Genomic DNA, 13,614 nt, shown 5'->3' with positions numbered 1-13,614 from the left:
CCATGTTTGGAACGCGTGCGCCGTCTTGAGCGCCAGGGTTTCATTCATGGCTATACCGCATTGCTTAACCCGCATTATCTGGATGCGTCCCTGCTGGTTTTCGTGGAGATCACGCTGAACCGCGGCGCGCCGGATGTGTTTGAGCAATTCAACTCGGCAGTGCAGAAGCTTGAAGAGATTCAGGAGTGTCATCTGGTTTCCGGCGATTTCGACTACCTGTTGAAAACCCGCGTACCGGACATGTCGGCTTACCGCAAATTGCTGGGCGAAACCTTGCTGCGTTTGCCGGGTGTTAACGACACCCGTACCTACGTAGTGATGGAAGAAGTGAAACAGAGTAACCGTCTGGTTATCAAAACACGGTAAGGTGCAGGTGCAAAACCTGATTAAATTGGTTACACTCCTGTTTATTCATACAGTTTCGGCGCCGGGGCAGTTTCTCGGCGCTGTTGCTATGTCAGCTAACAGGAACCTGGAGAGCCTTTCTTGAGCCAGGAATATACAGAAGATAAAGAAGTTACCCTGAAAAGACTCAGCAGTGGCCGGCGTTTGCTGGAAGCTGTGCTTATCGTGGTAGCGATTTTTGCCGTTTACCTCATGGCTGCGCTGGTCAGTTTCAATCCGTCTGACCCAAGCTGGTCGCAGACCGCGTGGCATGAGCCGATTCACAATCTGGGCGGCGGTGTCGGGGCCTGGTTGGCCGATACGCTGTTCTTCACCTTCGGGGTGCTCGCCTACGCGATACCGCCGATCATGCTGGTCTTGTGCTGGGCGGCTTATCGCCAACGCAGCAACAGAGACTACATCGACTATTTCGCGCTTTCCCTGCGCCTGATCGGCACCCTGGCGTTAGTGCTCACCTCCTGCGGGCTGGCGGCGCTGAACGTCGACGATCTCTATTACTTCGCTTCCGGCGGCGTGATCGGCAGCCTGCTGAGCAACGCCATGTTGCCGTGGTTCAACGGCATCGGCGCTACGCTGGCGCTGTTGTGCGTATGGGCGGCGGGGTTGACGCTGTTTACCGGCTGGTCCTGGCTGGTGATCGCCGAGAAGATCGGCGGGGCGGTGCTGGGCGTCGCGACAGTGATGACCAATCGCTCACGTCGCGAAGAGCGCTATTTTGAGGATGACGAGCGTTACGTTGACGACGAGCCTGAGCAGGCAGGGAAGGGCACCGCCGCAGCGGTTGCCGCGACCGCCGCCGGAGCCGCGGCCGCCGATGACGACGTGCTGTTCTCCGCGCCTTCGGTCACCGAAAGCGCCAAAGCGGCAGAAGAAGATGCCGCCGATCCGTTGCTCAGCGGCCTGCGCGCCGACGATGGCGAGCTTGAAGCGGAAGCCGCACCCATCGCGCCGGCGGCTTCGCCTGCACCGGCGGTGAAGGCAGAGATCCACGAGCCCGTTGCAGCGCCGATCGCCACACAGGCTCCGTCGGTAACGGTGGCGCCGGCCGCGCCGGCCTCTGTCAATCAGCACCCGGTGAGCGCCCCGGCGCAAGACGCTACGCCGCCGCTGTATTCCTTCGAGATCCCGGAAGAAACGCCGGCGCCTAAGGCGACGCGTCCTGTCGATCCTTATCAGGATGACGATGAGCCGCGCCTCGGCAACTGGCAAGAGCCGGCCGCGCCGCAACCGCCGGCGCGTTCTCCCTTTGATTTTACCGCCGCACAGCGTGACAGCGTCGACATCGGCAGTTCGAGCGGTTTCAGCGCCACCGGCGCCAAACCGCAGCCGGATACGGCGGCAGCCGCTGCTGCAGCGGGCGTCGCAGCGGCGACCTTTATGCCGGCCTTCACGGCGACCAGTGACGGCAATCCGCAGGTTAAGCAGGGCATCGGCCCTGAACTGCCGCGGCCGAATCCGGTGCGCATCCCGACCCGTCGCGAACTGGCTTCCTACGGCATCAAGCTGCCTTCGCAGCGTGCGGCCGAACAGGAACAGCGCCAGACAGAGGCGGAGCCTCAGCAGCCGGCGGCGGTGAACCCGCAGGATGAAGAGGCGCTACAGGAAGCCGCGCTGCGTCAGGCGTTTGCCGAGCAGCAAAGCCAGCGCTATGGCGAAAGCTACGCGCCGGAGCAGGATGATGAACAGGCTCAGCAGGAGGCTGAGCTGAGCAAAGCGTTCGCCGAGCAACAGAGCCAGCGTTACGGCGAAGATCAGCAGGACGACGAAGAGGCGCGGCAAGAGGCCGCGCTGCGTCAGGCGTTTGCCGAGCAGCAGCAGGCGCGCTACGGCCAGCAAGCATCTGCTCCGCAGGCGCCGGCCGCCAGCCCGATCGATACCCGCAATGCTTTCAGCTTCTCGCCGATGGCGGATCTGGTGGACGATGGCCCGAGCGAGCCGATGTTCACGCTGTCCCCGCAGCTTGAAGAGCGCATTGAACAGCAAAGCGAGCAAGAGGACGATGTGCCGTTCGGTCAGTTTGAGCAGGCGGCGCCGGCTGCCCAACCTCAGCAATCGCACCCGCAGCCTCAACAATACCAGCAGCCGCAGCAACAGCAGTATCAACAGCCGTCGCCGCAGCAATATCAGCAGCCGCAGCAACCGGCGCAGCAGCAGCCTCAGCAAGCTCAGGCAGAGCAACATCCTGCGATGGACAGTCTGATTCACCCGTTCCTGATGCGCAACGATCAGCCGCTGCAGAAGCCGACCACGCCGCTGCCGACGCTGGATCTGCTGACCGAGGCGCCGAAAGAGGTGGAGCCGGTCGATTCCTTCGCGCTGGAACAGAAGGCGCGCCTGGTGGAGGCCAGCCTGGCCGATTACCGCGTGAAAGCCGACGTGGTGGACATCCTGCCGGGGCCGGTCATCACCCGCTTCGAGCTGGATCTGGCGCCGGGCGTTAAAGCGGCGCGCATTTCCAACCTGTCGCGCGATCTGGCGCGCTCGCTGTCGACTTCGGCGGTGCGCGTGGTGGAAGTGATCCCCGGCAAGCCTTATGTCGGTCTGGAGCTGCCGAACGCCAAACGGCAAACGGTGTATCTGCGTGAAGTGCTGGATTGCCCGGCCTTCCGCGACAATCCGTCGCCGCTGTCCATCGTATTGGGTAAAGACATCTCCGGCGAACCGGTCGTGGCCGATCTGGGCAAAATGCCACACTTGCTGGTCGCCGGTACTACCGGCTCCGGTAAATCGGTCGGGGTCAACGCCATGATCCTGAGCATCCTGTATAAGGCCACGCCGAAAGAAGTGCGCTTTATCATGATCGACCCGAAAATGCTGGAGCTGTCGGTTTACGAAGGCATTCCGCACCTGTTGACCGATGTGGTCACCGACATGAAAGACGCCGCCAACGCGCTGCGCTGGTGCGTGGGTGAAATGGAACGCCGCTACAAGCTGATGTCAGCCCTGGGCGTGCGTAACCTGGCCGGCTACAACGAGCGCGTCGATCAGGCCGAAGCGATGGGGCGCCCGATCCCGGATCCATTCTGGAAGCCGACCGACAGCATGGACATCACGCCACCGGTGTTGGAGAAAGAGCCGTACATCGTAGTGATGGTCGACGAATTCGCCGATCTGATCATGACGGTCGGCAAGAAGGTCGAAGAGCTGATCGCTCGCCTGGCGCAGAAAGCGCGTGCGGCGGGCATCCATCTGGTGCTGGCGACCCAGCGTCCGTCGGTGGATGTGATCACCGGCCTGATCAAGGCCAACATTCCGACGCGCATCGCCTTTACCGTGTCGAGCAAGATCGACTCCCGCACCATCCTCGATCAGGGGGGCGCCGAGTCCTTGCTGGGCATGGGTGACATGCTCTATCTGGCGCCGAACTCCTCGATCCCGGTGCGCGTGCATGGCGCATTCGTGCGCGATCAGGAAGTGCACGCGGTGGTCAAGGATTGGAAAGCGCGCGAGCGGCCCCAATATAAAGAGGGCATTCTCAGCGGCGGCGAAGACGGCGAGGGCGGTGCCGGCGGCGGCATGGACGGCGACGAAGAGCTGGATCCGCTGTTTGACCAGGCGGTGGATTTCGTGGTGGATAAACGCCGCGCCTCCATCTCCGGCGTACAGCGCCAGTTCCGCATCGGCTATAACCGCGCGGCGCGCATCATCGAACAGATGGAGGCGCAGGGCATCGTCAGCGAGCAGGGGCATAACGGCAACCGCGAGGTGCTGGCGCCGCCGCGGCACGATTGATGGTCGTTTAGCCATTGCAATTTAATAAGAAAGGGCCGCTTAAGCGGCCCTTGTGCAAAGAAGCGTAAACCCGTTTCTTCTCGGAACATTGGCCTACCGGCCGATCGCCGGCTTCAGGTAAAGTAACGGGAGTAAAGGGTTGATTGGCCCGCACGGCGTCGCCCTGCGGTTAACGCATTTCATAAGGTATCTGGAATAATGAAAAAACTGTTAGTTGCCTGCTGTCTGCTTTCGGGATTCGCTTCTACCTCCGTGCTGGCCGACGCCGCACAGGATCTGCAAAGTCGCCTGGCGAAGGTGAACAGTTTCCACGCCAGCTTCTCGCAAACCGTGACCAGCGCCGAAGGCGCCGCGGTGCAACAGGGTGAAGGCGAGCTGTGGGTGAAGCGGCCGAACCTGTTCAACTGGCACATGACGTCACCCGATGAGAGCGTGCTGGTCTCCGATGGTCAAACCCTGTGGTTTTACAACCCGTTCGTCGAGCAGGTGACGGCGACCTGGCTGAAGAACGCCACCGGCAATACGCCGTTTATGCTGATCACCCGCAATAACGCCAGCGACTGGAAACAGTACAACGTGAAGCAAAAGGGCGATGATTTTGAATTAACGCCAAAATCCGCCAGCGGCAACCTGAAGCAATTCGCCATCAGCGTGACCAACAGCGGCACCATCCGCAGCTTCGCCGCGGTGGAGCAGGATGGCCAGCGTAGTGCTTATACGCTGAAAAGCCAGCAGAACGTCGCCGCCGATCCGGCCAAATTCAAATTTACCCCGCCGAAGGGGGTGACGCTGGACGACCAGCGCCAGTGAGGTGCAAGTGAGTAATAATCTGTCGCTCGATTTTTCCCAGAACGAGTTCCAGCCGTTGGCCGCGCGCATGCGGCCGACCACGCTGGCGCAGTATATCGGCCAGCAACACCTGCTGGCCGCCGGCAAGCCGCTGCCGCGCGCCATTGAGGCCGGGCAACTGCACTCGATGATTTTATGGGGGCCGCCGGGCACCGGGAAGACGACGTTGGCAGAGCTGATCGGCCGTTATGGCCAGGCGGATGTCGAACGGATCTCTGCCGTGACCTCCGGCATCAAGGAGATCCGCGAGGCGATTGAGCGGGCGCGGCAAAACCGCGACGCCGGCCGCCGCACCATCCTGTTCGTCGACGAAGTGCACCGCTTTAACAAAAGCCAGCAGGACGCTTTCCTGCCGCATATCGAAGACGGCACCATCACCTTTATCGGCGCCACCACCGAAAACCCGTCGTTCGAACTGAACTCGGCGCTGTTGTCCCGCGCCCGCGTTTACCTGCTGAAGGCGCTGACCGCCGAAGATATCGGCCAGGTGCTGGATCAGGCGATGAGCGACAAGGCGCGCGGCTTTGGCAATCAGAACGTCGAGCTGCCCGCGGAAACGCGCCGCCTGCTGTCGGAGTTGGTGGGCGGCGATGCGCGCCGGGCGCTGAACAGCCTGGAAATGATGGCGGACATGGCGGAGATCGATGCCAAAGGCGTGCGGGTGCTGACGCCGGAGTTGCTGAAAGAGGTGTCGGGCGAGCGCAGCGCGCGCTTCGACAACAAGGGCGACCGTTATTACGACCTGATTTCCGCGCTGCATAAATCAGTGCGCGGTTCGGCGCCGGACGCCGCGCTGTACTGGTATGCGCGCATCATTACCGCCGGCGGCGATCCGCTCTATGTGGCGCGCCGTCTGTTGGCGATTGCCTCTGAAGACGTGGGCAACGCCGATCCGCGCGGCATGCAGGTGGCGATCGCCGCCTGGGATTGCTTCACCCGCGTGGGGCCGGCCGAGGGCGAACGCGCCATCGCGCAGGCGATTGTTTACCTGGCCTGCGCGCCGAAAAGCAATGCGGTTTACACCGCGTTCAAGGCCGCCATGCGCGATGCCAAAGAGCAGGCCGATTATGACGTGCCGGAGCACCTGCGCAACGCGCCGACCAAGCTGATGAAGGAGATGGGGCTGGGGGCGGAATACCGTTACGCCCACGACGAACCCAACGCCTACGCCGCCGGTGAGAACTATTTCCCGCCCGAAATGGCCCATACGCGCTACTACCAACCGACCTCGCGCGGGCTGGAAGGGAAAATCGGCGAAAAGTTGGCATGGCTGGCTGAGCAGGATCAAAATAGCCCGACAAAACGCTACCGCTAGCGTGGCCGTTGCGGTAAGGTTAGCGGGTATCACTCTTCTTTTATGCGGCTATAAATCAGCCGCATAGAACAACAACACTTCTTTCAATAACAACAAGCACAGGATTAGCATGCTCGATCCCAATCTGCTGCGTAATGAGCTAGACGCAGTCGCCGTCAAACTGGCTCGCCGAGGCTTTAAACTCGATCTGGATCTGCTGCGTTCGCAGGAAGAACGCCGCAAAGTTCTGCAGGTAGAAACTGAAACGCTGCAAGCGGAACGCAACTCCCGATCGAAATCCATCGGCGCGGCCAAAGCGCGTGGGGAAGACATCGAGCCGCTGCGTCGCGAAGTGAACGAGCTGGGTGACAAGCTGGATGCCGCCAAGGCGGCGCTGGATGCGCTGCAAAGCGAGATCCGCGATTACGCTCTGACGCTGCCTAACCTGCCGGACGACGCGGTGCCGGATGGTAAAGACGACAGCGAAAACCTGGAAGTCACCCGCTGGGGCGAACCGCGCCAGTACGACTTCGCGGTGCGCGATCACGTCGATCTGGGCGAAATGGCCGGCGGGCTGGATTTTGCCGCCGCGGTTAAGCTGACCGGTTCGCGTTTCGTGGTCATGAAAGGGCAAATCGCCCGCATGCACCGCGCGCTGTCCCAGTTCATGCTGGATCTGCACACCGAGCAGCACGGCTACCTGGAGGCCTACGTACCTTATCTGGTCAACCACGCCACGCTGTATGGCACCGGCCAACTGCCGAAGTTCGGCGAAGATCTGTTCCATACCCGCCCGCTGGAAGAAGAAGCCGACAGCAGCAACTACGCGCTGATCCCAACGGCGGAAGTGCCGCTGACCAACCTGGTGCGCGACGAGATCGTGGAAGAGGAAACTCTGCCGCTGAAGATGACCGCGCACACGCCATGCTTCCGTGCGGAAGCCGGTTCTTACGGTCGCGATACCCGCGGTTTGATCCGCATGCACCAGTTCGACAAGGTCGAGATGGTGCAGATCGTCCGTCCGGAAGATTCGATGGATGCCCTGGAAGAGCTGACCGGCCACGCGGAAAAAGTGCTGCAGCTGCTGAACCTGCCTTACCGCAAGGTGCTGCTGTGCACCGGCGATATGGGCTTCGGCGCATGCAAGACCTACGATCTGGAAGTGTGGCTGCCGGCGCAGAACACCTACCGCGAGATCTCGTCCTGCTCCAACATGTGGGACTTCCAGGCGCGTCGCATGCAGGCGCGTTGCCGCAGCAAGGCCGACAAGAAGCCGCGTCTGGTTCACACGCTGAACGGCTCCGGCCTGGCGGTCGGCCGTACGCTGGTGGCGGTGCTGGAAAACTACCAGCAGGCCGACGGTCGCATTCAGGTGCCTGAAGTGCTGCGTCCTTATATGGGCGGCCTGGAATACATCGGCTAAACGGCAAGCTACGAGAAAAAAGCGCCTGCGGGCGCTTTTTTTATGTCGAGAATTCAGTCTGTCGCCAGCGCGTAGGCCTGTTTAATGTAGTCCGCCAGATGCTTGCTTTTCACCTCGGCGAGCGAGTGGAGCTTGATGTGCCGCCGATATTGGCCGTTGCCTTCAAGTTGCTGATAGCGATCTTCCAGTCGGTGCCCTTGGCCGAATTCCACCGTGACGTGACTGCGGTAGGCGAAAACGCCGCAGAAAAATTGAGTATGCGAGAACATGATGCCGCCGTATTTGACCGATTCGGTGACGCCACTGCCGCTCGCCGTGGCGACCCGGCGCACCTGTTGTACGATCTCCAGCAGCTCGCCGTGCGTGCTGCCGATGTCTGCCAGCAAGGTCTCGACCGCCGCATTATTTGCCTGACTCATCTCGCTTCTCCGTCGTTAAATCCGCTCTGCGCTGAGCATAGCGCTTTTTCAGCCGCTTAGCCGGAAACAAATCGTGCGCTGGAATGATAAGAGGCGATTGACTTTTTTATCGCCAGTGGCATGATGCGCGCACTCTCATTGCGCGTTCGGTCACAATTTCACTATGTCCGCATACTCCCGCCCAGTGCTCCTATTGCTCTGCGGCCTTTTGCTGCTCACGGTATCCATTGCCGTTTTGAATACGTTAGTGCCGCTTTGGTTAACCCATGCCCAGCTGTCAACCTGGCAGGTGGGCATGGTCAGCTCCTCTTATTTCAGCGGTAACCTGTTGGGCACGTTGGTGGCGGGCAGACTGATCCAGCGCGTCGGCTTTACCCGCAGCTATCATCTTTCTTGTCTGGTGTTCGCCGCGGCGACCGCCGGCATGGTGCTGTCGATCGATTTCTGGAGCTGGCTGGGCTGGCGCTTCTTCGCCGGCGTCGGTTGCGCCTGGATCTGGGTGATCGTGGAGAGCGCGCTGTTGCGCAGCGGTAACCTGAGCAACCGTGGCCAGCTGCTGGCGGCCTATATGATAGTCTATTACCTCGGTACGGTGACCGGCCAATTGCTGTTGAGCATGACCTCGACCGAATTGCTGCACGTGGTGCCGTGGGTGACCGCCATTGTGATCAGCGCGATGTTGCCAATGCTGTTCGCGCGGGTCAACCGCCATGAAGACGAGCCGCAGCAGGCGGCAGTATGGACAATGTTGAGACGCCGCAGCGCGCGCCTCGGCATCAACGGCTGCATCATCTCCGGCATCGTGCTCGGTTCGCTGTATGGCCTGATGCCGCTGTATCTCTCCCATCAGGGCATGAGTGACGCCAACGTGGGTTACTGGATGGCGCTGCTGGTCAGCTCCGGCATCGTCGGGCAATGGCCGGTCGGGCGCCTGGCCGATCGTTACGGGCGCCTGCTGGTGCTGCGCATTCAGGTGTTCGTGGTGATCCTCGCCAGCGTGGCGATGCTCGGCAACTACGCCATGGCGCCTTCGCTGTTCATCCTCGGCTGCGCTGGCTTTACCCTTTACCCGGTGGCGATGTCCTGGGCCTGCGAGAAGGCAATGCCGCACGAACTGGTGGCGATGAACCAGGCGCTGCTGATGAGTTACACCATCGGCAGCCTGCTGGGCCCATCGATGACGGCGCTGCTGATGCAAAACTACTCCGATCGCGTGCTGTTCGTGATGATCGCCGCCGTGGCGCTGGTTTACCTGCTGATGCTGCTGAAAAAGCAGAAGCCGGATCGCCACCACACGCCGTTCGCCGCCGCCTGAGCATAAAAAAACCGGCCATGAGCCGGTTTTTCTTTTGGCATGCGCCAATCAGTAAATCACTTTGTGGCCGTAGCTTTCCAGGATGCCTTTGACGCGATCCATGGTCTCGGCCTTTGGCGGGTGCACACCGTCCAGTTTGTACTCTTCTCCCATCGCTATCCATTTGTGCTTGCCCAGCTCGTGGTAAGGCAGCAGCTCGATTTTCTCGATGTTGGTCATGTCTTTGGTGAACTCGCCCAGCAGGTGCGCCGATTTATCGTCGTCTGACCAGCCCGGCACCACCACGTAACGGATCCAGGTGCGCTGGTTGCGTTTCGCCAGGTAGCGGGCGAATTCCAACGTGCGGTGGTTGGAGACGCCGACCAGATTCTGGTGGATCTCGTCGTTCATCTGTTTGAGATCCAGCATCACCAGATCGGTGGTGTCCAGCAATTCGTCGATCACCGGATCGTAGCGGCGCACGAAGCCATTGGTGTCCAGGCAGGTGTTGATGCCTTCGGCGTGGCAGGCGCGGAACCAGTCGCGCACGAATTCAGCCTGCAGGATCGCTTCGCCGCCGGACGCGGTCACGCCGCCGCCGGAAGCGTTCATGAAGTGGCGGTAGGCCACCGCGTCTTTCATCAGCTCTTCGACGGTCACTTCTTTGCCGCCGTGGGTGTCCCAGGTGTCACGGTTATGGCAATAGAGGCAGCGCATCAGGCAGCCCTGGAAGAAGACGATAAAGCGGATCCCGGGCCCATCGACGGTGCCGCAGGATTCGAAGGAGTGGATGCGACCAGTTACTGACATTGCGGGGTTTTCTCCAATATGGACTGTCAAACGCAGTCTAAAAATAGGCGCGTGGCCGCCGGCCAGGTATCTGCGATGCAGCGGCGGGGGATCCGCCACCGGGGGTAATGATGCCTGTCGGCCGGTCAGTTGCCGGATAACTGTTTTGCCGGCTATCCATTTAAGTATAGATGTCCGGCAAAACAGACTCGTACAGAGTCAGGGGAGAGCGGTGGGAGAAAAGGGCCGGCAGAACCGGCCCTGACGTTGGCACCGGGCGGTTTCCCGCCCGGTCGGCGTTATTACATCGTTTGAGTGAAGGTACGAGTAATGACGTCCTGCTGTTGCTCTTTGGTCAGCGAGTTGAAGCGCACGGCGTAACCGGAGACGCGGATGGTCAGCTGAGGGTATTTCTCAGGGTTTTCCATCGCGTCCAGCAGCATTTCGCGGTTCATTACGTTGACGTTCAGGTGCTGGCCGCCTTCGATGGAGGCTTCATGGTGGAAGTAACCATCCATCAGGCCCGCCAGGTTGGCTTTACGCACGTCGTCGTCTTTACCCAGCGCGTTAGGCACGATGGAGAAGGTGTAGGAGATCCCGTCTTTCGCGTAGGCAAACGGCAGTTTGGCTACCGAGGTCAGGGAGGCTACTGCGCCTTTCTGGTCGCGGCCGTGCATCGGGTTGGCGCCTGGGCCGAACGGTGCGCCGGCGCGGCGGCCATCCGGGGTGTTACCGGTTTTCTTGCCGTACACCACGTTGGAGGTGATGGTCAGTACGGACTGAGTCGGTACCGCGTTGCGGTAGGTGCGCAGTTTCTGAATTTTCTTCATGAAACGTTCCACCAGGTCGCAGGCGATGTCATCGACGCGGGCGTCGTTGTTACCGAACTGCGGATACTCGCCTTCCACTTTGAAGTCGATAGCCAGGCCGTCTTCGTCGCGAATGGTGGTGACTTTCGCGTACTTGATGGCGGACAGGGAGTCGGCCGCAACGGACAGACCGGCGATGCCGCAAGCCATGGTGCGATAAACGTCACGGTCATGCAGCGCCATCAGCGCAGCTTCGTAGCTGTACTTGTCGTGCATGTAGTGAATGATGTTCAGCGCGGTCACGTACTGCTTGGCCAGCCAATCCATAAAGTGGTCCATGCGCGCCATGACTTTGTCATAGTCCAGCACTTCGTCCATCATCGGCGCTTCTTTCGGGCCGACCTGCATTTTCAGTTTTTCGTCAACGCCGCCGTTGATGGCGTACAGCATGGTTTTCGCCAGGTTGGCGCGGGCGCCGAAGAACTGCATTTGTTTGCCGACGATCATCGGGCTGACGCAGCAAGCGATGGCATAGTCATCGTTGTTGAAGTCAGGACGCATCAGGTCGTCGTTTTCGTACTGAACGGAAGAGGTGTCGATGGACACTTTCGCCGCGAATTTCTTGAAGTTCAGCGGCAGCTTCTCAGACCACAGGATGGTCATGTTCGGCTCCGGCGACGGCCCCATGGTGTACAGGGTGTTCAGGAAGCGGAAGCTGTTTTTGGTGACCAGGGTACGGCCGTCGACGCCCATACCGGCCAGGGACTCAGTCGCCCAGATTGGGTCGCCGGAGAACAGCTCATCGTACTCAGGGGTACGCAGGAAGCGCACCATACGCAGTTTCATCACCAGGTGGTCGATCAGTTCCTGCGCTTGTTCTTCGGTCAGTTTGCCCGCCTTGATGTCGCGTTCGATGAACACGTCGAGGAAGGTGGACACGCGGCCGAAGGACATGGCGGCGCCGTTCTGGGATTTCACCGCGGCCAGGTAGCCGAAGTAGGTCCACTGCACCGCTTCTTGCGCGCTGGTGGCCGGGCCGGAGATGTCGTAGCCGTATTTGGCGGCCATCTCTTTGATCTGAGCCAGAGCGCGGTGCTGTTCAGCGATCTCTTCGCGCAGCTGGATGGTCATTTCCAGGTCTTCGCCGTTTTCCAGTTTTTCCTGCAGCGATTTGAACTGGTTCAGTTTGTCGGCCATCAGGAAGTCGATGCCGTACAGCGCCACGCGGCGGTAGTCGCCGATGATGCGGCCGCGGCCGTAGGCGTCTGGCAGACCGGTCAGCACGCCGGATTTACGGCAGTTCAGGATGTCTTTGGTGTAAACGTCGAATACGCCCTGGTTGTGGGTTTTACGGTATTCGGTGAACACTTTTTTCAGCTGCGGATCCAGCTCGCGGCCGTACACTTTGCACGAACCTTCGACCATTTTGATGCCGCCGAACGGGATCAGCGCGCGTTTCAGAGGGGCGTCGGTCTGCAGACCCACGATGGTTTCCAGCTCTTTGGCGATGTAACCCGCGTCGTGAGAAATGATGGTTGAAGCAACGTTGGTGTCGAAATCAACCGGCGCATGAGTGCGGTTTTCCAGTTTGATCCCTTCCATAACCTTGTCCCACAAGGTGGTGGTGGCTTGAGTTGCGCCAGCCAGGAAGGATTCGTCACCTTCATAAGGCGTGTAGTTTTTCTGGATGAAGTCACGAACGTTGACTTCATTCTGCCAGTCACCCTTGCTGAAACCTTCCCAAGCGTTGGCTAATTTCTCGTTAAGTTCGGTCATTGTACACCTACCTTTGATTGTGGATTTCTAACTCTGCACGCGGTAACTCACAGCTTAGTGCTGTTCGCGGCCCCCGCGCAGATAAATTACCCAGTAAGTCAATCCAACCAGCAGACCGCCGCCGATGATGTTACCGAGGGTGACCGGAATCAGGTTGTCGATGATGAAGTTGCTTACTGTCAGATGAGCGAATTGCTCAGGTACCGCCCCTACGGCTTGCCAGAATTCCGGCGTGGCGAAGTGTTTGACCACGATGCCCATAGGGATCATAAACATGTTGGCGATGCTGTGTTCGAAGCCGCTGGCGACAAACATACCGACCGGCAGCACCATGGCGAGCATCTTGTCGGTCAGGGTGCGGCCGGAGTAGCTCATCCAGACCGCCAGGCAGACCATCAGGTTAGCCAGAATGCCGAGGCAGACGGCTTCGATGAAGGTGTGATGCAGCTTGTGGTCTGCAGTTTGCAGGACATTCAGGCCCCACTGGCCGTTGGCGACCATATACTCGCCGGAGAACCAGATCAGCGCCACGAAGAACAGCGCGCCGACCAGGTTGCCGAGATAAACGTTCAGCCAGTTGGCGCCCAGCTGGCCCCAACTGATGCGGCCGCTGGCCTTGGCGATGACGATAAGTACGGTAGAAGTGAACAGGTCGGCGCCCGACACCACCACCAGCATTAACCCGAGAGAGAAGCAGATGCCGCCGACCAGTTTCGCCAGCCCGAAAGGCACGCCGGCGGTGCCGGTGGTCGCCGTGATGTAGAAGACGAAGGCGATGGAAATGAAGACACCGGCGGTGATCGCCAAATAAAACGTTTTCAGCG

Annotated in this window: 9 protein-coding genes and 1 pseudogene (1 of these 10 only partly in view); 6 read left to right on the top strand and 4 right to left on the bottom strand. The window is 60.2% G+C overall.

The genetic code is table 11. The features are described 5' to 3' along the window. The 5 genes and pseudogenes from lrp to serS all read left to right on the top strand — a co-directional run. Positions 1-366, top strand: a pseudogene (gene lrp, locus ADK28_RS20145) (leucine-responsive transcriptional regulator Lrp); it begins 133 nt to the left of the window's first position. 120 nt (positions 367-486) lie between these two features. Continuing rightward, positions 487-4,137, top strand: coding sequence for a DNA translocase FtsK 4TM domain-containing protein (locus tag ADK28_RS20140; protein ID WP_048796495.1), 3,651 nt, complete (start codon positions 487-489; stop codon positions 4,135-4,137). 198 nt (positions 4,138-4,335) lie between these two features. After that, the gene (lolA, locus tag ADK28_RS20135) at positions 4,336-4,947 is read left to right on the top strand and encodes an outer membrane lipoprotein chaperone LolA (RefSeq protein ID WP_015377319.1); all 612 of its coding nucleotides are present in this window, start codon (positions 4,336-4,338) and stop codon (positions 4,945-4,947) included. 67 nt (positions 4,948-5,014) lie between these two features. Further along, a complete protein-coding gene (locus ADK28_RS20130) occupies positions 5,015-6,301 on the top strand; it encodes a replication-associated recombination protein A (RefSeq protein ID WP_048796507.1) in 1,287 nt (428 codons plus the stop codon). A gap of 109 nt (positions 6,302-6,410) precedes the next feature. Then, positions 6,411-7,703, top strand: coding sequence for a serine--tRNA ligase (gene serS / locus ADK28_RS20125; RefSeq protein ID WP_016928328.1), 1,293 nt, complete (start codon positions 6,411-6,413; stop codon positions 7,701-7,703). Between the two features lie 53 nt (positions 7,704-7,756). On the opposite strand, the gene ADK28_RS20120 is transcribed toward serS, so the two are convergent. Beyond that, the gene (locus ADK28_RS20120; RefSeq protein WP_033640818.1) at positions 7,757-8,122 is read right to left on the bottom strand and encodes a DUF1801 domain-containing protein; all 366 of its coding nucleotides are present in this window, start codon (positions 8,120-8,122) and stop codon (positions 7,757-7,759) included. Between the two features lie 163 nt (positions 8,123-8,285). Here ADK28_RS20120 and ADK28_RS20115 point away from each other — a divergent pair, with 163 nt between their 5' ends. After that, complete coding sequence (locus ADK28_RS20115; protein WP_028127990.1) at positions 8,286-9,437, top strand: MFS transporter; 1,152 nt, start codon at positions 8,286-8,288, stop codon at positions 9,435-9,437. A gap of 48 nt (positions 9,438-9,485) precedes the next feature. On the opposite strand, the gene pflA is transcribed toward ADK28_RS20115, so the two are convergent. From pflA to focA, 3 genes are all read right to left on the bottom strand, one after another. Then, positions 9,486-10,226, bottom strand: a complete 741-nt coding sequence (gene pflA / locus ADK28_RS20110; protein WP_031299859.1) for a pyruvate formate lyase 1-activating protein — start codon at positions 10,224-10,226, stop codon at positions 9,486-9,488. 281 nt (positions 10,227-10,507) lie between these two features. Beyond that, complete coding sequence (gene pflB / locus ADK28_RS20105) at positions 10,508-12,790, bottom strand: formate C-acetyltransferase (protein ID WP_016928324.1); 2,283 nt, start codon at positions 12,788-12,790, stop codon at positions 10,508-10,510. Positions 12,791-12,844: 54 nt separating this feature from the next. Beyond that, on the bottom strand, positions 12,845-13,614 hold a 770-nt coding region (gene focA / locus ADK28_RS20100; protein ID WP_048796494.1), incomplete at its 5' end, for a formate transporter FocA.

This window comes from Serratia sp. 506_PEND (assembly GCF_001076875.1).
In the GTDB taxonomy this organism is placed as follows: Bacteria; Pseudomonadota; Gammaproteobacteria; order Enterobacterales; family Enterobacteriaceae; genus Serratia; species Serratia marcescens.
The sequence above is the reverse complement of the archived record's forward strand: the minus strand, read 5'-3'. Positions and strand labels throughout refer to the sequence as shown.